At 69.6% G+C, this 23,500-nt stretch carries 14 protein-coding genes; 5 read left to right on the top strand and 9 right to left on the bottom strand.

Annotated features, from left to right (window positions below):
- Nucleotides 1-110 precede the first annotated feature (110 nt).
- Together OG933_RS25555 and OG933_RS25550 are read left to right on the top strand one after the other, a co-directional pair.
- Nucleotides 111-1,811, top strand: coding sequence for a sodium:solute symporter family protein (locus OG933_RS25555; RefSeq protein ID WP_362523717.1), 1,701 nt, complete (start codon nucleotides 111-113; stop codon nucleotides 1,809-1,811).
- 36 nt (nucleotides 1,812-1,847) lie between these two features.
- The gene (locus tag OG933_RS25550) at nucleotides 1,848-2,255 is read left to right on the top strand and encodes a hypothetical protein (RefSeq protein WP_230195500.1); all 408 of its coding nucleotides are present in this window, start codon (nucleotides 1,848-1,850) and stop codon (nucleotides 2,253-2,255) included.
- Nucleotides 2,256-2,336: 81 nt separating this feature from the next.
- Here OG933_RS25550 and OG933_RS25545 read toward each other — a convergent pair whose 3' ends face one another.
- Nucleotides 2,337-2,609 (bottom strand): hypothetical protein, encoded by a 273-nt coding sequence (locus OG933_RS25545; protein ID WP_362265331.1) that lies wholly within the window; start codon nucleotides 2,607-2,609, stop codon nucleotides 2,337-2,339.
- 103 nt (nucleotides 2,610-2,712) lie between these two features.
- Nucleotides 2,713-3,114, bottom strand: a complete 402-nt coding sequence (locus OG933_RS25540; protein ID WP_405629077.1) for an ATP-binding protein — start codon at nucleotides 3,112-3,114, stop codon at nucleotides 2,713-2,715.
- A gap of 205 nt (nucleotides 3,115-3,319) precedes the next feature.
- On the opposite strand from OG933_RS25540, the gene OG933_RS25535 reads away from it, so the two are divergent.
- Complete coding sequence (locus tag OG933_RS25535) at nucleotides 3,320-4,171, top strand: helix-turn-helix transcriptional regulator (RefSeq protein ID WP_362523712.1); 852 nt, start codon at nucleotides 3,320-3,322, stop codon at nucleotides 4,169-4,171.
- Nucleotides 4,172-4,179: 8 nt separating this feature from the next.
- Entirely contained in the window at nucleotides 4,180-4,404 is a 225-nt protein-coding gene (locus OG933_RS25530; RefSeq protein ID WP_362572292.1) for a DUF397 domain-containing protein, read from the top strand.
- Here the strand turns inward: OG933_RS25530 and OG933_RS25525 are convergent.
- The 4 genes from OG933_RS25525 to OG933_RS25510 all read right to left on the bottom strand — a co-directional run bounded on the left by OG933_RS25525 (nucleotide 4,374) and on the right by OG933_RS25510 (nucleotide 14,317).
- Nucleotides 4,374-4,946, bottom strand: a complete 573-nt coding sequence (locus OG933_RS25525) for a dihydrofolate reductase family protein (RefSeq protein ID WP_362523708.1) — start codon at nucleotides 4,944-4,946, stop codon at nucleotides 4,374-4,376. The two genes, OG933_RS25530 and OG933_RS25525, sit on opposite strands and share 31 nt — an antisense overlap.
- Before the next feature lie 77 nt (nucleotides 4,947-5,023).
- Nucleotides 5,024-5,479, bottom strand: coding sequence for a hypothetical protein (locus OG933_RS25520; protein WP_405629074.1), 456 nt, complete (start codon nucleotides 5,477-5,479; stop codon nucleotides 5,024-5,026).
- 4 nt (nucleotides 5,480-5,483) lie between these two features.
- Nucleotides 5,484-6,134: a hypothetical protein gene (locus tag OG933_RS25515; protein WP_405629073.1), complete on the bottom strand. Its 651-nt coding sequence runs from the start codon at nucleotides 6,132-6,134 to the stop codon at nucleotides 5,484-5,486.
- Between the two features lie 464 nt (nucleotides 6,135-6,598).
- On the bottom strand, nucleotides 6,599-14,317 hold the full coding sequence (locus OG933_RS25510) for a ricin-type beta-trefoil lectin domain protein (RefSeq protein WP_405633506.1): 7,719 nt from the start codon (nucleotides 14,315-14,317) through the stop codon (nucleotides 6,599-6,601).
- A gap of 548 nt (nucleotides 14,318-14,865) precedes the next feature.
- Here OG933_RS25510 and OG933_RS25505 point away from each other — a divergent pair.
- Nucleotides 14,866-18,342 carry a DNRLRE domain-containing protein gene (locus tag OG933_RS25505; RefSeq protein ID WP_405629071.1) on the top strand — a complete coding sequence of 1,159 codons (3,477 nt, stop codon included), beginning with the start codon at nucleotides 14,866-14,868 and terminating at the stop codon, nucleotides 18,340-18,342.
- Between the two features lie 36 nt (nucleotides 18,343-18,378).
- Here the strand turns inward: OG933_RS25505 and OG933_RS25500 are convergent, their stop codons facing one another.
- From OG933_RS25500 to OG933_RS25490, 3 genes are all read right to left on the bottom strand, one after another.
- Entirely contained in the window at nucleotides 18,379-19,077 is a 699-nt protein-coding gene (locus OG933_RS25500) for a response regulator transcription factor (RefSeq protein ID WP_020128422.1), read from the bottom strand.
- Nucleotides 19,078-19,342: 265 nt separating this feature from the next.
- On the bottom strand, nucleotides 19,343-21,418 hold the full coding sequence (locus tag OG933_RS25495; RefSeq protein ID WP_362523700.1) for a PQQ-binding-like beta-propeller repeat protein: 2,076 nt from the start codon (nucleotides 21,416-21,418) through the stop codon (nucleotides 19,343-19,345).
- Nucleotides 21,419-21,500: 82 nt separating this feature from the next.
- The gene (locus OG933_RS25490; RefSeq protein ID WP_405629069.1) at nucleotides 21,501-23,336 is read right to left on the bottom strand and encodes a PQQ-binding-like beta-propeller repeat protein; all 1,836 of its coding nucleotides are present in this window, start codon (nucleotides 23,334-23,336) and stop codon (nucleotides 21,501-21,503) included.
- Between the last annotated feature and the right edge of the window lie 164 nt (nucleotides 23,337-23,500).

Here is a 23,500-nt window from a genome sequence, read left to right as displayed (position 1 = left end):
ATCCGTACACCTAGCGAAGCTTCCAACAGAACCAAACACATAAAACCATAAACCCCCACGCGAGTCACCACCACAACCAAACAAAGAACACCAAACGAAGTGAGCAGGGCATGCGAACCCCCACAGACCCGGCCTACACGGCAGCACGGCTGGCGGCAGAGCTCCGGCTGCCGACGAACTGGCTCGACTACACGATCCTCGGCATCTACTTCGTCGTGGTCCTGGGCATCGGCTTCGCCGCTCGCAGATCGGTGAAGACCAGCCTCGACTTCTTCCTCTCCGGACGTTCGCTGCCCGCCTGGATCACGGGCCTCGCGTTCGTCTCGGCCAACCTGGCCGCCACCGAGATCCTGGGCATGGCCGCGAACAGCGCGCAGTACGGCGCGTACACCGTCCACTGGTACTGGATCGGCGCCATCCCGGCGATGGTCTTCCTGGGCATCGTGATGATGCCGTTCTACTACGGCAGCAAGGTCCGCTCCGTCCCCGAGTTCCTGCTGCTGCGCTTCGACCGGGGCGCGCACCTGCTGAGCTCGGCCCTGTTCGCCTTCGCGGCGATCCTGATCTCCGGCGTGAACCTGTACGCCCTCGCGATCGTCGTCGAGGCGCTGCTGGGCTGGCCGCAGTGGGTGGCGATCGTGGTCGCCGGCGCCTTCGTGCTGGCCTACATCACGCTCGGCGGTCTCTCCTCGGCGATCTACAACGAGGTCCTGCAATTCTTCGTGATCCTGGCGGCGCTCATCCCGCTGTCGGTGCTCGGCCTGAAGAAGGTGGGCGGCTGGGACGGCCTGACGGACTCCCTGACCGAGGCCCACGGCGACGACTTCGTCACCGCCTGGGGCGGCACGGGCATCGGCAGCGACAACCCGCTCGGCGCGAACTGGCTGACCATCGTGCTGGGCCTCGGCTTCGTCCTCTCCTTCGGTTACTGGACGACGAACTTCGCCGAGGTGCAGCGCGCCCTGTCGGCGAAGAACCTGTCGGCGGCCCAGCGCACCCCGCTCATCGCCGCGTTCCCGAAGATCTTCATCGTCTTCCTGGTGATGATCCCGGGCCTGGTGGCGGCGGTGCTGGTGCCGAAGATCGGCACGGCCGACTCCGACCTCCAGTACAACGACGCGATCCCGTACCTCATGCAGGAGCTGCTGCCCAACGGTGTGCTGGGCATCGCGGTGACCGGCCTGCTGGCGGCGTTCATGGCGGGCATGGCGGCGAACGTCTCGTCCTTCAACACGGTGTTCACGACGGACATCTGGGCGAAGTACGTGGTGCGGGGCCGGGAGGACGCGTACTACGTGCGCTTCGGCCGTCTCATCACGGCCATCGGCGTGGCGGCCTCGGTGGGCACGGCGTTCCTCGCCTCGTCCTTCTCGAACATCATGAGCTACCTCCAGACGCTGTTCAGCTTCTTCAACGTGCCGATGTTCGTCGTCTTCATCGTCGGCATGTTCTGGAAGCGGGCGTCGAAGAAGTCGGGCTTCTGGGGCCTGCTCGCGGGCACGACGGCCGCGATGGTCAACTACTTCGTCCTCTACAAGCAGGACATCATCGGCATCCCCACCGACCAGGGCGCGAACTTCGTCTCCGCGATCGCGGGCTTCGTGGCGGGCGCGGTCGTGATGGTGGCGGTGTCGCTGTTCACGGCCCCCAAGCGGGACGAGGAGCTCCAGGGCCTGGTCTACGGCACCGTCTCCCCCGGCATGGCCGAGCCGCCGGCGGCGGGCGACGACGCGTGGTACCGGCGCCCGGCACTGCTGGGCTGGAGCGCGCTGATCCTGGCCGCCCTGTGCTACATCCCGTTCTCGTTCTGAGCCCGGTCGCGAATACCGCGGGAGACTGGAGAGACCATGTCCGAGCAATTCGAACCCTCCGAACCCTCCGAATCCGCCGAGCGCGCCGAGCGTGCCGAGGCAGCCGAGCGGCTGCGGCGTGCGGGGTACTCCGAGGCCGACGTCCAGCGTGAGGTCACGGAACTCGAGGAGAAGTCCGCGACCGCGGCCCGCATCTTCGACCTGCGCCGCATCATCGGCGGCCTGTTCGTCGTCTACGGCGTGATCGTCACGATCGCCGGCATCACGGACAGCGACGCGGAGATCGACAAGGCCCAGGGGATCAACATCAACCTGTGGACCGGCCTGGCCATGCTGGCCCTGGGCATCTTCTTCCTGGCCTGGCTGAAGCTGCGGCCCGTGGCGCCGGTGACCCCGACGCTGCCGCCCGAGGCGCTGGAGGGGAAGCCCCCGCGCGGCGAGTAACCGCGGGCCGGGTCTGCAGGTCACGAAGCCGAGCCGGCTCCTGGATCCGTTGCGTCGGGTCCCGGAGCCGGCTCGCTTCGACTAGTCCTCCCGGTTGGCGACGTTCGCGTTGATGGCGTCGTCCCCGTTGTTGCAGATCTGCTGCGTCGCGTCCTGGTTCGACGAGAAGCCGAGCAGCGGGAGGTTCAGGTTCGGGATGTTGATGAGGCCGAACGAGATGTTCTCCACGTGGTTGGAGCACTCCCGGGAGTCCCCGTCCGAGCCGTAGACGGCGGCGGAGGCGAATCCGGCGCCGGCCATGCCGAGGCTTCCGATCATGGCGGCCACGAGAGCGGTGTTGCGGAGCTTGCGCATTGCGTACCCTTTTCCGTCTGGATGGCGTGCCTCGCTACAGAGCGAGACGTTACGGTTACGCACCGTATGTCGTGATTATCCGCTTTGCACCACGGACTGAGCCTTATGCCGCCACCAGCTCGCACCACACGAGCTTGCCGCGATGACCCATCCGGGACAGCGGCTGCCAGTGCCAGAGGTCCGAGCAGGCCCGGACCAACGCCATCCCTCTGCCGTTCTCGGCGTCGGCCAGGTCCTCCAGCCGTCCCGGCGGCTCGGGCGGCTCGGGGTCCGCGTCCCAGGCACCGATCTGCAGGACCCCGTCCCGGAAACGGAGGCGCAGACACGCGGGCCCCTTCGTGTGCAGTACGGCGTTGGAGACCAACTCCGAGGCGAGCAGCTCCGCGGTGTCGACCAGGTGGATCAGGCCGTGCAGGGTGAGGATCAGGCGCAGGGTGCGGCGGCAGACCGTGACGGCGCGGGGGTCGCAGGGGATGTAGAGGGAGTACTCCCAGGGATCGGACATGCGTCAACTCCGAGTGGCGTGAGGGGATTTACGCGCGGTGGCATTGCCGCAACCGTCGTGGCAGGACGGAGCGGTGCACTTCCGCAGCGTGTGCGGTGCGTCACCGACGGTATTTCCTAACATTAGGAAGCCGCAAGCGGTTGGCCTATCCTGACCCTCGAACGAGGTATGCCACCAGGACAGTTGAGACGAGGAGGTGCGCTGCGTGCCACCCAAGAGGCATCTCACGGCCCGCAGGGTGCGACTGGGCGCTGAACTGCGCAAACTCCGCGAAGCGACGGGAATGAAGGCGCGGGAAGCAGCTGCGCTGCTCGGTGCCGACGCGGTCCAGATGAGCCAGATCGAGTCCGGCGTCGCGGGGGTGAGTCCGGAGCGTGTCCGCCGCTTGGCGGCCCATTACGCCTGCGCGGACGAGGCGTTGATCGAGGCCCTGATGGCCATGGCATCCGATCGGACACGCGGCTGGTGGGAGGAGTACCGGGGAGTCCTGCCCCCTGTTTTCCTGGACACCGCGGAGGTCGAGCACCACGCGAAGTTCCTCCGGGAAATCGTGATCACGCACGTTCCCGGGCTACTGCAGACCGCCGACTACGCTCGCGCGGTCTACGCGTACATGATGCCCGGCCTGCCCGAGAGCGAACTGACACCTCGCGTCGAGCACCGATTGGGACGCCGGGTCGTCATCGAAGGCGACAACCCCACCCCGTACGAGACGATCGTCCACGAGTTCGCGCTGCGTCTTCGAGTGGCCGACCGCAGGGCCTCGCACGCTCAACTCCTGCGCATCCTCGATCAGATCGAGCAGGGGCACGCCACCGTGCGGGTCATCCCCACCGATCAGGACGGCTTCGCCGGTGCCGGAGCCTCGCTGATGTACACCGGCGGTCCCGTGTCCCAGCTGGACACCGGCCTGCGCGACGCCCCCACCGGAACTGCGTTCATCGATGCGGAGCCTCAACTGGCCCAGCTCCGAACACTCTTCCGTAGGGTGGAGAAGGCGACGCTGGAACCAGCAGCGTCACGTGACTTCATCCACCGCCTGACAAAGGAACTGTGAGGCACCCCATGGACCACACCTTGCGCTGGCAGAAGTCCACGTTCTCAGACGGTGGCAACGGCAACACCTGCGTCGAACTCGCCGCTTCCGCCGCCCCCGCGGCCCTTCACCTCCGCGAGAGCGACACCCCGGACACGGCCCTCAGCACCACGCCCGTCGCCCTCGCTCACCTCCTGGCAGGGATACGCACCGGCCTCACACCTCAGCGGACGACGTCGAAGACGTTCTTCTGAAGGCCGTTGGCGTACGCCTCGTGCTCGACGAGCTTCAGCTTCTGCGTGTCCTTGTCCGTGGCGCTGAAGAGCCGCTTGCCCGCGCCGAGCAGGAGCGGGAAGACGAGCAGGTGGTAACGGTCGATCAGGCCGGCGTCCGAGAGCGCCTGGTTCAAGGAGGCGCTGCCGTGGACGATGATCGGGCCGCCCTCGGTCTCCTTGAGCGCGGCGACGTCGTCGAGCGAGCGCAGGATCGTCGTCTCGCCCCAGTTCGACACCAGGTCGTCCTCGGTGAGGGTGGTGGAGACGACGTACTTCGGCATCACCTTGTAGTCGGCGAAGTCCGCCATGTCGGGCCACACGGGGCTGAACGCCTCGTAGCTGGTCCGGCCCAGCAGCATCGCGGTGGCTTCGGTCTGCTCCCGGCCCTTGATCTCGAAGGCCTCGGGGAGGAACTCGATGTCCTTGAAGGTCCATCCGGCGTTCCGGTAACCGGGCTCGCCGCCCGGGGCCTCCACGACGCCGTCGAGCGAGATGAATGCGGTGCTGATCAGGGTGCGCATGTGAGGTCCTCGGGGTCTGTGGTCCGGTTCGGTCATGATCTCTGACCGCGGATCGCGGCGAAACTCATCGCCGTCCGTCAGTGTCCGGTGCCGTACCCGGCGATCTCACCGCTGCGGGCCGCCGCCACCAGGGCGATCGTCAAGGTCGCCGACCAGGTGAGGAAGTGGATCGACGGCGGGTAGCTCGCGAGGGTGTAGCCGTCTCCGGTCAGGGCGGCGACGGAGAGGGCCGCCACCGGCAGCCCCGCGGTGAGTGCCGCCAGCAGGCCGCGCAGCGGGGGGCGGGTGAGGAGGCCGCGGGGTGCGAGCGCCAGGGCGAGGCCGGTGGCCGTTCCCAGGGTGACGCCCCCCGCCATGCTGCCCAGGACGGCGAGCCCGCCCGCGACCGTCAGTGTCCACGCGGTGCCGTCGTGGCCGATGGTCAGGGAGACGAGCGCCGTCACGAGGCACAGGCCGCCGACGATGCCCGCGGGCCACGCGCCGATCAGCACACCGAGGCGCGCTCCCCGCCGGACCGTCGCTCGCAGCTTCATGCGGTCAGCCTCGCAGCTTCACCAACTGGGCGTCCAGGACCGTGGCCGGGATCGACGGGGTGCCGCTGAGGTAGGCGATCGCGTTGCCGGAGCGGAGGATCACGGCCTTGGCCGTTGTCGCCCTGCCGGACCGGGTCACCGTCGCGCCCACGCCCATCGCCTGGTCCACACCCTCGGGGGCGAGTTCCGGGGCGACCTTGCCGACCTTGTGTTCGTCGCCGTCGACGGTGGCGGTGAAGCCGGCCGCGCACTCGTCGAGGGCGGTGGCGATCGCGTCCATCGCCTGCTGGGCCTCGTCGGAGGCGTACTCGGCGAGGACGACGGTGACCTCGGCGCCCTCGCCGGTGGCCTTCCGTACGACCGTGGTGGCCGGCTTGCCGACGGCCGTGCCCGACAGGGCGTAGGCCAGCGGGGCGCAGGCGTCCTGCATGACCTGCACCTTGCGGGCGTCGTCCGGCGTGGACACGGTGAAGCCGCTCGTGTCACGCGAGACCAGCGCCGCGCTGCCGAGGCCGCCGGCCCGCGCGGTGGCCCCTGGCTGGGCGGTGGGCTTCAGCAGACCGTCCTCACCGCCGGCGCCACCGCCGCTCGCCACGTCGCAGGCCGACAGCGACACGCACAGTGCCAGCAGCACGAATCCCCCGGACCGCCGCATGACTGCCCTTTCTGTTTCATTCACAAAGCCGCGATTGGACCGATCTAGAAAGGCGGCCAGCTTGTGCCGGAAGGAGGCGCGGTCTGCTCCCGACCCCTCTCCCTGACCTCAACCGGCCAGCGTCGATCGATGATCCCGGCAGCGTCCTTACACGCCTGGCACGCATTGGACCAATTCGGAACCCAGAAATTCGGCGACGGAGACATGCCTTCTCGGCGAATTCCACAGAGAGTCGAATCGAAGTACGCGTACGCGTGCGCGACGCCATCGGGCAGCCTCTCGGAAACCGCCCGCTCCCAGCGTGAATTCACCGGCGAGTACCCCGGCCGCGACACCTGCTGAGGCCCTGGCCCCACCGTGGTCATCGCATAACACCAGGAGCACAGCCAGTCCTCACCCTGCCCCTGCTCCGGGTCGGCCGGCAACAGCCGCATCTCGTGTCCGCACACGTCACAGATCACGGTTCACGACCCGTTCCAGAAGTTCATATTGATCGCGGTACGCCATTTCGTGTACTTGGGCAATTGCGCACGAGTCGCCCCGACCGTCGTTTCCATCATGCCGGGCACACCCTTGATCGCATCATAGCAACTGGGGCAGATCCGCGTACTGGAGGCTATCCCGAGAAGGTCGTACTTGTCTCCTAGGGCGCCGACAATCGTCGCCTCGGCGTCACCTTCGCCGAACTTGTACTTCGCGCCGCCAAGATTGTTCCTGATCTCGGCCGGGAGGTCGCTCAGGTGCGTCGACACCCATTCCTCGGCCTGCCTCGTCTCCCGGTTCCAGACGCGTGCGACGGAAACGGTCGCCTTTTCCTTCCCGTATGCCTCGTAGAGGGATTGCGCCTTCCCCAGGAGGCCCTCCACATCCTTCTGGGATACGGTCGGGCAGTTGTCGTTGTGTACGAGGAGCGGTGTTGCTCCGGCCTGCACGTAGTACGTGTGCAGGTCACTGACGGTGAGGTTGTGGACCGTGGCCGCAGGTGCGGTCCAGCGCTCGACCGCCGTGATCTGGACGTGGCTGCCGGAGCCGGTGCGCAGCCACTCACCGGCCTTCAGGTCGGTGGCATCGATCCACTCGCCCAACTCCGGGACCCAGAAGGGGTGTCCGTCGGTGGCCGTCACCTCGGCGGTGTTCTCGGCGGCCTTGTCGCTGTCGGCCTTGTCGCCGTCCACGGCGATGGTGACCTTGACCAGATGCTTGACGCCGCTGCCCTGGATCTCGGCGGTGACCGTCTCGACACTCGTCTCGCCGGTCTCCGGATCCGTCGCCAGGACCTTGTCGCCGTTCTTGACCTGTTCGATCGGCTTGGTGGTGCCATCGGCCATCAGCACCTTCGTGCCGGGCACGAAGCTGTTGCACTCGCCGGCTCCGCCGCCCCCGGACGACTCGTCCTTGGCTTTGGCCTGCCGCGGCTTCGGCTCCGTCTTCTTCGCCGCCGCCTTCCGGGCCTTCTGGACCGCGTTTCCGGTCTTCTGCGCGGCCTTCTTCGCCTGCCGGGTTGCCGCTTCCTTGGCCTTCTTCTTCAGCTGTGCCGCCAGCGCGGCCGCCTTCTTCTTCGCAGCGGCCGCCTTGCGCGCCAGCTCGCGGGCCTTGCGGGCCAGCTCGATGATCTTGCGGGCCTTCTGCTTGGCCTTCATCAGCGCGTTGATCGCCTTCGCGATCCGGAACGCCGCCTTGGCGATACCGAACGCCTTGTACGCCTTCGTCCACGGGATGGCGTTGAGGAACAGGTCCCCGCACGCCCAGACGTCACCCCGCGAGAAGCAGCCCACCACGCTGTTCCAGCCGACGAACTCCTTCAGAGCCGCCCAGCCGATGGACAGGATCACGTCCGCCACCGAGGTGCCCAGCGTCTTCTTCGCGGACGCCTCGTCCGACGCCGACGGCCCTCCGTACTCCGAGCTGCCGCCCTCCGAAGCCAGACCGGACGGGTCGGCGAAGGTGACCGGGTTGTTCTCGCAGTACACGTAGCCGTTCATCTGGACCGGGTCGGCCAGGTCCAGGACTGGGTCGGCGGACAGGAAGCGGCCCGTCGCAGGGTCGTACTCGCGTGCACCCAAGTGGACCAGACCGCTGCTCGCGTCGTCGCCGCCACCGACATAGCTCTGGTGCGAGCGCCAGGTGGTCGACTCGGACCGCTCCACGCCGAACGCGTCCGTCTTGGAGAACTTGACCTTGTTGCCGGACGTCAGCGCCACATTGGCGTACGCCGTGCCGTTCTGGTCCATGATCTGCACGGACAGTTCCGCCGCGCCCGTACCCTGCGCGTGGCGCATCACGGTCGGAGCGCCCGCCTGGGAGTAGTAGCGCTCGGTGTAGGCGGGACCGCCGGCCGCGTTGACCGAGATGGTCGACTCGCCGAGGTACAGGGTGCGCTCGGTGGCGGAGATCGCCATCAGACGCGACCCGTCACCGCCGTAGACGTACTTCGTCTCCTTGTCCGGAACCCACTGCTGGTTCGCCGCGGTCCCGCAGGTGTTCAGCTGGAGGTCCGTGCTGTCCGCCGAGTTGGAACTCGGGACGTCCAGGCACTTGCCCGAGGAGACGTGCTTCAGGGTGCCGGTGGACGTTGCCGTCCACTGCTGGGCCGCCGCGCCGGTGCAGTCCGCGATGACGACCAGCGTGCCGTTGGCTGTGCCGCCGCCCTTAGGAACCACGCACTTGCCCAGGATCTTCAGCGCGCCCGTCGACGGGTCGGCCGAGGAGGCCGAGTCGATGCGGAACTTCTGCGCCTTGGAGCCGTTGCAGGTGTAGAGCTGGACGGGCGTGTCGGCCGTCGTCGCCGCGTTGGACAGATCCAGGCACTTGTTCGCCAGGCCCTTCCACGCGCCCGCGCCGTTCTCCCCGAAGCCGGTGACCTTCTCGACCTGGCCGTCCCACGTCCAGGACAACGCCTGTTCGGAGCCGTCGTACTTGCGCGTCAGCGTGTTGCCCGCGTCGTCGTACGTCAGCGTCGTCGCCTTCGTCACCTGGGCACCGGACTCGGCCTTGTACGTGGACGACATGCCCGTGAGCGTGTGCGGCTGGGTGCCGTCAGCCTTGCCGTACGTGTAGTCGGTCGTGGCGTCCTTGGTGGTGTCCAGGCCCGGGTCGTGCTCGACAAGCTTCTTCCGGTTGCCCATCGCGTCGTACGTGTACGACTGCCAGTAACCGTTGTTCGCCGCCGTGACGTTGGTCGTGCCGTCCGAGTACTTCGGGGCCGCCGTCGTCTTGCCGGTGGCGGTGCAGCCGGCCGGTGCGGTCCACGCCTCGGACAACTGACCCAGGGCGTCGTAGGTGAAGCACTGGCGGTCGGTCACCGAGTTCGACGTGTCGGCGATCGACGTGACGTTGCCGGCCGGGTCGTAGGCGTAGCTGCGGGAGTTGACGCGGTGGCCGGTGACGGCCGTGGTGTCACTGGTCGACTCACGGTCGATGATGCTCTGGGTCAGCTCACCCGTCGCCTCGTCGAACAGGTTCGTCGTCCAGACGCGGTTCGGGTTCTCACCGCTGGCCGCGCGCAGGACCTGGCCGTACGGGGAGTACGAGGTCTGCGCGGTGTACCAGGCCAGGCCCGAGGTGGAAACCGGAAGACCGTCCTCGTTGTAGCGGACGACCACTCTCTCGGCGGGCAAGGTGCCGACGGACGGGAGATTGACCGCCTCGACGACGCCCGACTCCGAGTACTCGTAGCTGTACGCGTACTCCTTCTGGAGGCCGTAGGCGAGCGCCACCGACTCGGGGATCGAGATCTTCTGGCCGGTCGGCTGGTAGCCGGCCGTGTAGCCGGTCACGGCCGTGGTGTACGCCTGGTTGTCCGTGTAGCGGGTGTGCGAGGTCGGCAGGCCCACACCGCCGATCAGCGTGTCGTACGTGGTCTTCGCCAGCAGGGTGCCGGTGGCGGAGCCCTCGTGCTGCTCGATCGGCCGGGACAGCTTGTCGTAGACCGTGTAGACGGCCGCGTTCTCGTCCGTGGCCAGTTCCGGCCGATTCAGGATGTCGTAGGTGGTCGTGGTCTTACCCGCGTCCGGGTCGACCGACTCGATCTCGCGGCCCCGGGCGTCGTACTTCCAGGTCCAGAGGTTGCCCTGGGAGTCCTTGGCCTCCACGCGGTCGCCGCGCTCGTCGTACGTGTACGTCGTCGAGCGGTAGGCGGCGCGCAGCGCGTCCGTGTACGTGTCGACGCGGACCGTGCGGCCCATCGCGTCGGACCAGGTGCGCTGGGCGGCTGCGCCCGTCGGGTTGATCACCGTGGAGTTGTCGAGGCCGTACTCGTAGCGGCTCGCCTTCGCCGGGACCTCCGTGCCGTTGAGGTACGGGGTCTCGGTGAGGGTGCGGCCCAGGCCGTCGTACGCGTACAGCGTCGCGTTGGGGACCTGGTAGTCCGACTCCAGCTCGAACAGGACGGTGGAGGGGTCGTCCTTGTCGTAGTAGGCGTTGTTGGTCTGTCGGATGGTGCCGTTGGCGCCGTACAGGGTGTCCGTGATGAGGCGTCCGCCGCCGACCGCCGGTTCCTGCTTCTGGCGTTCGCGGCCGAGGCCGTCGTAGATGACGGTGGAGACGCCGTAGTCACCGTTGTCGGTGAGCGACTCGGTGGTGATCGAGACCGGCTGGCCGATCGTCGTGTCGTAACTGATCCTCGCCGACGGCGACTTGGACGTGGCGCGGGACGGGTTCCACACCTGGGTGGCGCGGCCGAGGGCGTCGTAGGTATAGGTGGTGACCCGTCCGTTGACGTCCTGGTCGGTCAGGGCGACCCCGCGGCCGGGCTCCAGCGTGCTGGTCTCGCTCTGGTTCAGCTCGTTGGTGGTGGTGATCTGGAAGACCTGCCCCTTGTCGGGGACGTAGGTCGTGACGGCCTTCGCGGTGTCGCTGTTCGCGATGGCCAGGGCGTTCCTCGTGGACGTCGTACGGCCGTAGCCGTCGTACGTGACCTCGCCGTCCTTCACCCAGGCGCCGCCCGCGCCGGTGATCGCCCAGGTGGTGGTGGCGTTGCCGCTGGTGGGAGCGGCGTCGTAGGCCTGGCCGTCGTAGGCGACCCGGGAGCCGTCGATCCAGTCGGCGGCGGTCGCCGTGGCCGCCTGCGCGCAGGTGCCGGCGGTGGTGAGGGTCTGCCGGTCCAGGCCGATGAGGTGCTTGGCGGTGTTGTGGACGTACGACATCACCGTGCAGGTGTCGTCGTCCGTGTTGTCGGTCGCGGCGTCGGCCGACCAGTCGTTGTACTCGGCGACCTGCGTCGGCAGGCCGTAGGTGTCCTCGTACTCGGTGACGGTGCGCAGGACGCGCACGGTCCGCTTGTCGTCGCCGGCGCCGGAGGAGCGGGTGTAGGTGAGGGACTCAGGGGTGAGGACCCGCCAGGCCTTGAGGTCCGGGATGCCGCCGGAGCGGCTGCGGGCGGCGAGCTTCACGGCCTTCGGCTTGTCGACGGTCCTGGTCAGCCAGGTGGAGGCGGTCGCCGAGGCGTAGGTGAGGGACTCCGCGACGCGGCCCGCGAACGGCTCCTCGTCGGTGGCGATGGTCGCGCCCTCGGAGTCCTTGACGGTGACCGAGCGGGTACCGCCGCCGGACAGGGGGTCGCCGTCCATGCCCCGGAAGAAGCGGGTCTCCGTCATGCCCCGCTTCGTGGACACGTACGCGGCGTCACTGTCGGCGCCCGTGTAGGTGCGCACGCGGGCGAAGCCGCGCCACTGGTCCCAGGTGCGGGTCTTCTTCTTGCTGAACTCCGCCTGGTTCAGGGCCCAGGCCGCGTCACCGAGGTAGTCGTAGGTGGTCGTGATCGCGTCGACGCCGGTGAGGGCGGGGAGTTCCTGGACGGACTCGACGACGTACTTGTTGAACCAGTCGGTCGTCTCGACGTCCGGGTCGGCGTTCCAGAACACCGGGAAGCACAGGCCGGTGTTCGCGTCCGGGGCGGGGAAGCCGCTGCCCGTCTTGCACGCGCCCGACGGCGCCTTGTAGGTGACGACGGTCTCGCCGCCGTACTCGCTGACGACCCGCGCGATCCGCAGCCGGTCGAAGGCCGGGTTCGGGTCGTTCGTGCCCTCCTTGACCCGGTTGGGCATCGGCTGGCTGTTGGCGAGGAACTGCACCGGGTTGAGGGTGAGCGACTCGCCCTCGGTGTCGTAGCCGGTGCGGGTGATCGACTCCAGCCACAGGGCGGTGCCCTCGTCGGTGAGGTCGGCGGGCAGCGACTGCTGGAGCGTCCAGCTGTCCACCTTCGACAGGGCCGTGGAGCCCTGGGTGCGCTGCGTCCACGTCGTCACCTGGGCCAGCCGCTTGCGCGACCAGAAGGTGGGGACGGGGACGTAGCACTCCTTGCCGGCGGCGCAGTGCAGGTCGGCCGGGGTGTCGTACCAGATGCGGTTCTTCGCGAAGTCGCCGGAGGCGAAGTTGTCGTTCTCGTCGCCCTCCGCCGTACAGGCGAGTTCGCCCTCCTTGAAGCAGCGCTCGTCGACGTCGAAGGTGACCTTGGAGATCGGGGCCGCGTACGGGTCGGCCGTGGTCAGGCCGTACTCGATGCGCTTGAGGTAGCCGCCGCGGTCGTAGGAGACGGGCGTCTTGAACTTGTTGTTCTTCGCGTAGAGGTTGGTCTCCTTGGCCCACCACAGCGTCATCGCGTTGCCGTTGGTGTCGACGACGTAGTCGAGGTTCCAGCGCCAGGCCTGGTCGCAGAAGGAACCGGCGAAGTCACCGGACTTGTAGCAGGGTTCGCCGCTCTGGTTGCCGGCGACGGGCGCGGTGAGGACCGAGTTCGTCACCGGGTCGCCGCTCGCCCAGTCGTCGGCCAGCTTGTGCTTGCCGAAGTAGTACTGGGTGCCGTCGCGGGTGGTGACGCGCCAGTACTCGCCGTCGGCGTCACCATTGTCCAGGGCGGTGCTGCGCAGCAGTTCGACGCGCGAGCCGTCGTCGTTCGCGGTGACCCACTTGTCGCCGTAGGGGCTGCTCGCGCCGTCGGGCAGGACCAGCTCGGTCGTCGTGCCGCCGAGCGTGAGCGTGGCGTTGTACGAGCCGAAGCAGAGGTCGCTGGTCTTCTTGGTGTTGTTGCCGTTCGTCTGGTCGTCGCGGCAGGAGGCGTAGGTGCGGGTGATGGAGCCCGCGTTGTACTCCCAGCCGTCGCCGACCCAGGAGGGCTGGTTGTTGGAGGCGGAGGTGCGGCCGTCCACGCCCTGCGAGTTGTAGCCGAAGGACACCGACGGCGAGGGGCCGCCGGGGACACTCGGGGTCTGCAGGGCGTACGAGTAGGTGAAGCCGCCCGAGTTGCCTCCGGCCGACCAGGAACCGGCGCTGACCAGCGGGGTCGCGCCGAAGTCGCCCTTGGAGCCGGAGCCGGAGTCGGTGGCGAGCAGGACGGAGGAGCCGGAGCCGTCGGCGGTCGCGGCGGCGAGCGTCGCCAGCCGGGTTCCGTCGCCGGCCTTCGCCTCGCGGTACACGCCGTCGGTGACCGTGCCCGCGCCGGTGGCGGCGGCCGTGGACGCGGTCGAGGCGCTGGTGCCGCCCGCCGCGAGGACCTCGGTGTCGACGGTCGCCAGGATGCGGCGCTCGAACACCGCGCCGCCGTCGGCGTCGGTGCCCGTCTGCGCGACCACGTTGTCGGTGGAGACCTCGGTCGGCTCCGAGCAGCCCTCGGTGTCCGGGGTGGTCAGGAAGCACGCCGGGTACTGCACGAAGGACAGCCGGTCGGCCCAGTTCGCGCCGTACAGCTCGGAGAAGTCGGTGTAGTCCAGGGCGATCACGGCGTCGCCGGTCGCCTCGGCCGGCGGGGTGACCGTGAGGGCCACGCCCTCGATGGCGGTGGTGGCCAGCTCGCCCTGGCCGGCGAGGGTGACCTGCCACTCGCCCTCCAGGGCGGTGGCCTCGGTCGCGGTGGCGTCCTCGGGGGCACCGACCTCGACGGGGAGCGCGGTGCCGTCGGCCTGGGTGAGCGGCACCAGATCGCCGGGCGCAAGTCCCGTGAGGTCCTTCGTCGCGGTGCCGCCGACCGGCGCGGTGACCTGGCTCGGGTCGTACTCGAGGGGCTGCTCGGCCTCGGCCGTGGTCAGTTCGGCGAGCTGACCGCCGGCCTCGCCCTCGGCCTGCTCGGCGTCCGGCAGGTCGACCAGATCGACGCCGCTGCGGTCGTCACCCGGCGGCAGCGCCACGGCGGCGGGCGAGATGCCCACCACCAGTGCCACGGCGAGCGCACCGACCACACCGGCGCGCATCCGCGCCCGTCTGCGGCGTTCGGCACGCGTGCTCACACGCCACCCCCTGCCGCTCCATGACAGCGATCCCCACACAGCGACAGCCCCCGCGCCCACAGTTCCGGCCATTGATGAGCACGAATGTTCTGGCAAATGTTCATGGAAAGTCAACAGGTCCAAGAAGGCGCGTGATTTAGCTCACCGGATAAATTCCACAGTCCGAATAAAAAGATATGAGCACGGCTCAATCGCTGAAAGACCAGGTCAAATGCCGGTCAATGCACTGCCACGTGCGGGCAAATTGTGATCGTTTGACGCAAGACGCCCGGGACGTGAACTCCCTGCTCAGCCCTACCTGTTGGACGTACGCGAGGGCCGTCCCGTCTCATCTCCAAGGTCACAGAAAGGCAAAGGCGAACGAGCGGTGTGGCGCTATCTCCTCGGCATCGGCAATGCTCTGGTGCGCGCTTTCCGGGCGTGGGATGCGAAAAGCAGGCCCCCGGGTGCGGCATAGCTCATTCACAGAATCCTGGCTCGCCCGGGATTTCAGGGGGAGGGGGCGCAAGCCCATGGAACGTCGTCGCTTCGGCCTGCCCGCGTCCGGGCGCGGCCGGGCAGGGGTCGCCGCAGCCGTCGCCGGCGCGATCGGCGTCGGGCTGCTGGCCGTGCCGCTGTTCGACGACCCCGGCACCGCCGACGCCCCCGCCGGGACGAAGAAGGCCGCCGCCCGTCCGCTGGACCAGGACACCGCGCAGCAACAGGCCGTCGCCGCGGGCAGGCGCGTCGAGGTCACCGCCCTGCGCGACGAGACGTCCACGACGTACGCGCGCCCCGACGGCAGCTTCGAACTGGTCGCCCACGGGGCGCCGGTGCGGGCCCGGGTGAACGGCGCCTGGAAGCCCATCGACACGAGCCTGGCCCGGACCGCACAGGGCTGGGCCGCCAGGGCGACCGTCGATCCCGTGGTGTTCTCGGCGGGCGGCAAGGACAGCGGGAGCGGCCGGAGCACCACGCGTGGACGAGGCGCTTCGGGCACGAGTTCGGCGTCCACGGCCGTGCGGGCCGCCGTCTACACCGTCGCGCGCGGCGGTGACGCCGTGCGGGTCGCCGACGCCACCGAGGGCTTCTCCGAGCTCGCCACCCTCACCAGCGGCGGCCACGAGATCACCCTGAGCTGGCCCGGCGCCCTGCCCGAGCCCACGATCAGCGGGGCGAGCGCGCTGTACCGCGAGGTCCTCGACGGCGTCGACCTGATGCTGACGGCCCAGGCCGGCGGGTTCAGCCACGTCCTCGTCGTGCACAGCGCCGAGGCCGCGGCCGACCCCGCCCTCACCCGGCTGTCCTACGGGCTCTCCTCCCCCGACCTCACCTTCCACCTCGACCCCGTCACGAAGATCGTCACCGGCACGGACCGCGACGGCCAGGAGATCGCCGTCTCCCCCACCCCCTACCTGTGGGACTCGGCCGGCACGTACGCGGCCACCGAGGGCGCCGACCCCGAGCCGGCCGAGGAGACCGCCGAGCCGGCGCCGTCCTACTCCGAGGAGCCCGGCGCGCCGGTCGGCGAGGAGAGCGCCGCGCCCGAGGACGGGCAGGACACCGACGCGCCGACGGCGACCGCCACCGAGAGCGGCGAGTCCGAGGACGGCGCCACCGGGGACTCCGGCGCGGCCGACGCCGACCCGGCCGCCTTCCACCCGGCGTCCTCCGCCACCCTCACCGACGCCCAGGTGTTCGCCCTGCCGGGCCTCGCCGGACCCGACCCGGGTACCCATCTGGCCGTCGCCGGCACCGCGTTGAGCGTCCCGGGCGCCGCCTCCACCGCCCTGTCGATCGTGCCGGACGCCGACCTGCTCGCGGACGCGGACACCGTCTACCCGGTCTTCGTCGACCCCACGATCTACGGCAAGACGAAGAACTGGACCACGGCCTACAAGAAGTACCCGAGCTCCAGCTTCTACGACGGCGCCAACTACAACAGCGGCACCACCGAGGCCCGCGTCGGCTTCGAGTCCACCACCTGGGGTTTGTCCCGCTCCTTCTTCAAGCTCGGCTGGTCCACCAACATCAAGGGCGCCAGCATCTCGTCGGCCTCCATACGGCTGCGCGAGACCTACTCCTGGTCGTGCTCCGCGCGCGAGACCCAGGTCTGGCTGACCTCCGGCATCTCCTCCAAGACCACCTGGAACAACCAGCCGGACTGGAAGTCGGAGATCGGCACCAAGTCCTTCGCGTACGGCTACAACTCCTCCTGCCCGGACTCCTACGTCAGCTACGACGCGAAGTCGGTCGCGCAGGACGCGGCGGACGGCGGCTGGTCCTCGATGACCATCGGGCTGCGGGCCAGCACCGAGGACTCGGCGTACGCCTGGAAGAAGTTCCGCGCGGAGGGCGACAGCGCCCCCAAGCTCACCCTCGTCTACAACCGCAAGCCGAAGACGCCGAGTTCGGTCGTCCAGACCCCGGGCGGCACCTGCGACCGCACCACCCCCTACCTCCACATCGGCAAGCGCGACCTCGTGCTGTCGGCCGCCTCCTCCGACGCGGACGACACCTCCACCCGCCAGGACCTGAAGTACCTGGACTTCGAGCTGTGGCGGACCGGCTACGGCGACAGCAAGATCCTCGACAAGAACGTCACGGTCACCAGCGCCGGCAAGGCGTCGGTCACGGTCGCCAAGTCGTCGTTCACCAACGGCTACCAGTACTCGTGGCGGGTGCGCGCGATCGACTCCAGCGGAGCCGCCTCACCGTACGCGCCGACCTCCGACCCGTACGTGTGCCGGTTCATCTACGACAGCAGCGTGCCCAACGAGCCGCTGATCACCTCCACCGCCTTCCCGGCGGCGGACGAGGACGGCACGGTCTGGTCGACGGTGAAGTTCGGTACGTCCGGCAACTTCACCTTCGCGCCGGACGAGGACACCGACGTCACCAAGTTCCAGTGGTCGTTCAACACCACGACCTACGCGAGCAGCAAGACCGTCACCGCGGGCGCCTCGACGACCGTTTCGCTGCCGCCGCCGCTGGCCGGCCCCAACGTGCTGTACGCGCGGGCCGTGGACAGCGCGGGCAATGTCTCGATCGGCACGAAGTACCTGTTCTACGTCACCCCGCGCGACACCGCCGACGTGGCCGGCGACACCACGGGTGACGGCACCCCCGACCTGTTCGCGATCAGCTCGGGCGGCAACCTGTGGATGTACCCCTCGTCGACCGCCGGTGACCTGCACGTCGGCATGGAGGCCGCCCATGACGACGGCGTCGGCCTGCTCTCCGACCCGGACGAGGACGGCGTGGACCACGCGCCGGCCTACTGGATGGGCGCCGACGGCACGGCGGCACTGATCGCCCACGGCGGCGACGCGCTCGGCGCCGACGGCATCGGCGACGTCTTCGCCCGGATGCCCGACGGCAAGCTGTACGTGTACCCCGGCGACGGCTACGGCAGCGTCGACATCTCCCGGCGCACGACCCTCCGGCTGCCCTCGGGCTCCCCGGACCCGGCGACCTTCGACCAGATCATCGTGGGCGACTACGACGCGGACGGCCGCGTCGACCTGTTCGCCACCGCCACCGGCGGCGAGATGTGGGCCTTCGAGGGCTACACCGGCGCCACGTTCCTGGCGGTCACCAAGATCGCCAGCACCGCGTGGCTGGACCGCGACCTCGTCTCGGTCGGCGACCACGACGCCGACGGCGCCCCCGACCTGCTGTGGCGCTCCGGCTCCTCCAGCCGTCTCTACCTGCGGTTCGGCATCAAGGACAGCGCCGGCGGCTCGACCATCGCCTCCCTGTCGACGGCGGCGGCCTCCAAGACGGGCGCCGACGAGGTCTACGCCGAGGGATGGTCGACCACCACGGTGCCCACGAGCCACCTCTACGGCACCCCGGACGTCAACGACGACGGCGTCCCCGACCTCTGGGCCCTGTCCAGCGCCGGAAGCATCTACTTCTACAAGGGCGGCGCCGCGGTGATCGGCACGGGCACGGCGGTGATCAGCGCGGACAGCGCGTGGGCGACGACGAAGCTGCGCTTCGGCTGACCCGCCCGCAACTGCCCGGTACGGGGCCGGAGTTCGTCAGAACTCCGGCCCCGTACCCGTTTCCGTGTCCCGGGAGGTGTGCGGCAGTGGGCCCGCGCGGTCCAGCAGACCCGTGCGGGCCGCGAGCGCCGCCGCCTCCAGCCGGGAGCCGACGCCCAGTTTCATCAGGACCCGCTGGACGTGCGTGCGGGCCGTGGACGGGGCGATGCCCATACCGGCGGCGATCAGGCGGGTGTCCTCGCCGTCCGCGACCCGGACCAGGACCTCCACCTCGCGGGGCGTGAGCATCTGGAGCAGCCGCTGGCCCTCGTCGTCCGGCTGGGCCGCCGGGTTCAGCAGTTCGCTGAACGCGCCCTGCAGCAGCGCCGGAGCCACCGCCGCCTCGCCCGCCCGCGCCTTCATGATGGCCCGCTCCACGCCCTCTATGCGCTCGTCGTGGCGTACGTACCCGGAGGCGCCCGCGGCGAAGGCCGCGGCGATGCCTCGGGGGCTCGGTACCGGACCGAGGACCAGCACCGCCACCTGTGGCCGCTCCCGCTTGATGCGGACCACCGGGTCGAAGATGCCCGGCTCGGCCGGGACCGCCGTGCCCAGCAGACACACCTCCGGGGCGCGGGTGATCACCAGCTCGGCCGCGCCCGCGGCAGGTGCCGCCGCGGCGAGCACCCGGTGCCCCCGCAGTTTGAGCGCCGAGGCCAGTGCCTCGGCGAGCAGTCGGTGGTCGTCGACCACCATCAGCCGCACTCCCAACGAGCAACCCCCCAGTCCCCCCATGGATGCCCACACGGGCTCACACGGACTCACACGGACCAACAAAGGGTGCCCCCCGGCACCCTGTCCTTCATGCCCCCGGAAGCTACACGCTTGTTCGACGTTGCGCTCCCCCTACCGGTGAGAAGTGCCCCGGATCGCCGAAATTCCTCACATTCGAGGGGCATGGGCGGTAAGTGAACGGCCCCGCCCCTGAGCAGGGACGGGGCCGTCACGGCGATTAAGACGATCAGCTGCCCGCGCCGTACGCGACGGCGAGGTACTGCGGGTCGCCGCTCGAGAGCGAGCCGTCGTCGGCGTACACCTCGGACATGAACAGGCGTCCCTGGGAGTAGAGGACCTCGGAGTACTCCGGGGACATGCTGGTCTCCAGGTCGTGCACCGCCTCCGTGGCCGGGTTCTCCAGCAGCTTGGTCTCCTTGAAGGAGCCTCCGGCGATGCTGACGACCTGGCCGCCCTTGTCGTACGGCGGCCGCTTGTAGGCGATCAGGTTGCTGCCGTCCATGCGCAGCGGGTAGATCGTGTAGCCGTCGCCGGCGTCCGCGCGCTGGCCGGTCTGCTTGCCGGTGGCCAGGTCGAAGGCGATGACCTCGTTGGTCCGGCTGTACTCGCCGGTGCCGTCGTGCTCCTCGGTCGGGACGTAGATCCGGTCGTTGCCGACGGCCAGTCCCGTGCAGGCCTCGATCCTGGTGATGCCCTCGCAGTCGGCCGCGTACTGGTCGCCCGGGACCGAGATGCGGGTGCGCAGCTTGCCGGTCTTGTTGTCGATGGAGAAGAAGTCCGAGATGCCGCTGCCGTCACCGGCGCTGTCGCCGACGTCGGCGGCCACCACCAGGGGGTCGCTGGACACGACGGACGCGTAGTCGATGCCCGTGGCCAGCTTGTACTCGGAGATCACCTTCCCGGACACCGGGTCGATGGTCTGGATGTGCAGCTCGGGGTTGTCGTACGCGCCGCACTTGCGCACGGCCACCAGCTTCGGGCCGCCGCCGTAGCCGGCGTCGTAGCAGGTGTCGGCCGGCTTCGGCGACCACAGCACCTTGCCGGAGTCGATGTCGAAGGCGGCGCCGCCGTTGGTGCTGCCGAGGGCCACCGTGTTCGCGCTGACCGTCACGTTATTGAAACTGATCGGGTAGTCACCGGAGTTGACGGTCTTCTTCCACAGCTGCTTGCCCGCGGCGAGGTCGATCGCCGCGACCTGGTCGCAGGACGCCGTTTCGGCGGCGCTCGCCTGGAAGGTGACCGCCGTGCGGTAGTCGTCGGTGGCGAACTTGCTGGCCTCGCACACCGGTCCGGGCAGCGGGACCGACCAGAGCTTGGTGCCCTTGTCCAGGTCGTAGCCGGCGATCTCGCTGACGCCCGTCTTCACGTACGCCTTGTCGGTCAGCCAGGAGCCCTTGACGCCGACGCTGTCGTCCTTCTTGATCACGGGCATCGGGACCTTGAACAGGACGTCCGAGGCGGGGTCGGCCGGCACCTTCTCCTTGCCGCCGGAGGACGTTCCGCCGGTGCCTCCCGTGCCGCCGGTGTCGCCCCCGCCGCCGGTCGGGCCCGCGGGACCCGCCTCTTCCTTCTTGCCGCCGTCGCTGGACTTCGCGTACCAGACGCCGCCGCCGACGATCAGCGCGATCGCGACGACCGCCCCGACGATGATCGCCACCTGCGCGTTGAACTTCTTGCCGACGCCGCCCGGTCCCTGGCCGGGGCCGCCGGCCTGCGGGTGCATGGGCATGGTGGGCTGCCCCGGGTAGCCGTAACCCGCCGGAGCGGTCGGATATCCCGGCTGCCCCGGCTGACCAGGCTGCCCCGGGTAGCCGTACCCGGGCTGCTGGCCGTACGGGGGCGTCGGCTGGCCGTAGGGGCCCGGCTGCTGGGGCTGACCGTACGCGGAGGGCGCGGGCGTGCCCGGCTGGGCCGGGTAGCCGTAACCGGGGGCGGCGGCCGGGGGCGCCGGCTGTCCGGGCGCCTGCGGGTAGCCGTACCCCGGCTGGGGCTGCTGCGGGGGCCCGGACGGGGCCGGGGGCGGAGGCGTCTGCGGCGGCTGGGGGTGCTGAGCCGCCGGGGCCGGGGCCTGGGGCGGCTGGGGCGCCTGGCCCGGCCGGGGTGCCTGCGGGTAGCCGTAGCCCGGCTCCGGAGCCTTCGTCAGGTCGGGGGCGGGAGGCTGCGGCGCGGCGTCCTGAGGGGCCGCGTCCTTGGGCACGGCGTCCTGCGGCGGCGTGTCCTGCGGCGGCTGGGGCGGGCCGAAACCGGGCTGCTGCGGCTGCTGCGGGGGCTGGTTCGGCGGCGGGGGCGGCGGCTGGGTCATGGTGTGGATACCTCGGGAGAACGCTCGGAAGGCTCGGGCGGACGGGCGGGGACGTCGACAGGGCGGGGAAGGGTGGTTCGCCTCACTTGCCGTAGGCGAGCATCAGCTTCTCCTTCGTCTCGTCGTTGCCCGTCAGCCGGGTGGAGGAGAGGTAGAGGCGCCCGTCGACCCAGGCGAGGTCGCGCGAGTAGAAGCTGTCCTCGATCTCGGCGGTGCTCTGGGGCAGCTGCATCAGCGTCGTCGGCGTGTGGGCGGACCCGGCCGTCGGGATGCCCACCACCCGGCCGGCCGCGTCGTACGACGGCTCGACGTACGCGACGAGGTTGCCGCCCTCGACCTTCACCGGCAGCATCGCCTCGTCGGTCGGGGACTTCACGCGCCACTTCTCCTTGCCGGTGGAGAGGTCGATCGCCACGATCTCGTTGGGGCCGCTGCTCGACTCGGTCGGCAGGTAGAGCGTGTTCGCGTCGGAGGCCGTGCCCGTGCAGCCGGTGAGGTTGCGCTGGAGGAAACCGGAGTCGCACTCGGGCGCGAAGTCCTCGTCGAAGCCGACCTGCGAGCGGTAGGAGCCGTCCGGCTTGAACGTCGCGATGTTCCAGGTGTTCTTGTCCTCGTTGGTGCTGTAGACCACCAGCGGGTCGACGGAGTACGTCTTCGCGACCGACCAGCCCTTGTCGAACTTCTGGGTCCACTTGGCCTTGCCGGTCGCCGGGTCCAGCTCCTGGATCTCGTCGTGCTCGTTGGCCTCGGTCGCGTCGCAGGACGCCACCGCGATCAGCCGGGTCCCGCCGGCGAACGCCGTCGGGAAGCAGGAGTCGCCGTACTTCTGCTTGTCGTACAGCTTCTTGCCGGTGCGGACGTCGTACGCCGTGCCGGACTGCGAGCGGCCCACCATCAGGGTGTTGCCGGCCAGCGACAGCTCGATGCTGATGGCGCTGTCGAACAGCGCGCCGTCCGCGACGACGCCCTTCCAGCCCTGGGCGCCGGTGGTGAGGTCGATCTGCTGGAGCTGGTTGCACTTGGCGCGGTCGCTGGTGCCGCTCATGTACGCCACGACGACCTTGTCGTCCGCCGTCTTCTGCGGGGTGACCGCGCAGATCTTCTGCGGCAGCGCGATGGTGTCCCAGGTGGGCTTGCCGTCACCGACGTTGTACGCGACGACCTCCTTGTACGCCGCCTTCACGGCCGTCTTGGAGGTGATCCACATGCCGGGGGCGTCGGCGCCGGAGGCGGGCGCGTCGGGCGCCTCCTTGTACCAGAGCACCTTCGCCTCGCCGGCCTTGCGGTCCGCGTTGAAGTCCTCGGTGTCCTCGCCGCCGTCGCCGCTGCCGTCACCGGGGTTGACCGGTGCGCCGCTCGACGTGGCCTTGCCGTCGTCGCTCGGCCCGGCGACCGGCTTCTTGCCGCCGTCGTCGTCGCCGTTCGTGACCGCGAACACCGTCCCGCCGATCACCAGCAGCGCCGCCACCGCGGCCCCGACCACCAGCGCGGGCCGCCCCTTGAAGGGGTTGCGCCCACCGGGCGGCGTACCGGGAGCACCGGGCGCGCCGGGGAACTGGGGCGGCTGCGGATAGCCGTAGCCCGGCTGCTGGCCGTACGGCCCCGGCTGTCCGTAGGGGCCGGGCTGTCCGGGCTGGCCGTAGGGGCCCGGCTGCTGGGGCTGACCGTAGGGACCGGCCTGCGGCGGCTGACCGTACGGGCCGGCCTGCTGCGGCTGTTGCTGCGGATAGCCGTAACCCGGCTGCGGCAGCTGGGCGGGCGGGCCCTGGGGCGGCTGCGGCGGCATCTGGGGCGCGCCGAAGCCACCCTGTGGCGCCTGCGGCGGCTGCGATGCCTGCGGCGGCTGTGGCGCCTGAGGCTGGTCCTGCGGTGCTCCGAAACCACCCGGCTGCGGCGGCTGATTGGGCGGCTGAGCCATCAGCGTGTTCCCCCTATGTCACTGGTTTTTAGCCACGCCCCCAGGTCAGTGACCCGCCCGGAGCCGTCTTCAGAAAGTTCTCAGACGGCTCTTTCTATCACCCGCGACGAACGGCTCCCGGGGCCGATCCACCCCTGTTCCCAAGGGAGGACCGGCCCGTGATG

The organism is Streptomyces sp. NBC_00016 (genome assembly GCF_045040885.1).
In the GTDB taxonomy this organism is placed as follows: domain Bacteria; phylum Actinomycetota; class Actinomycetes; order Streptomycetales; family Streptomycetaceae; genus Streptomyces; species Streptomyces coriariae.
This window is presented reverse-complemented; position numbering and strand designations above follow the sequence as displayed.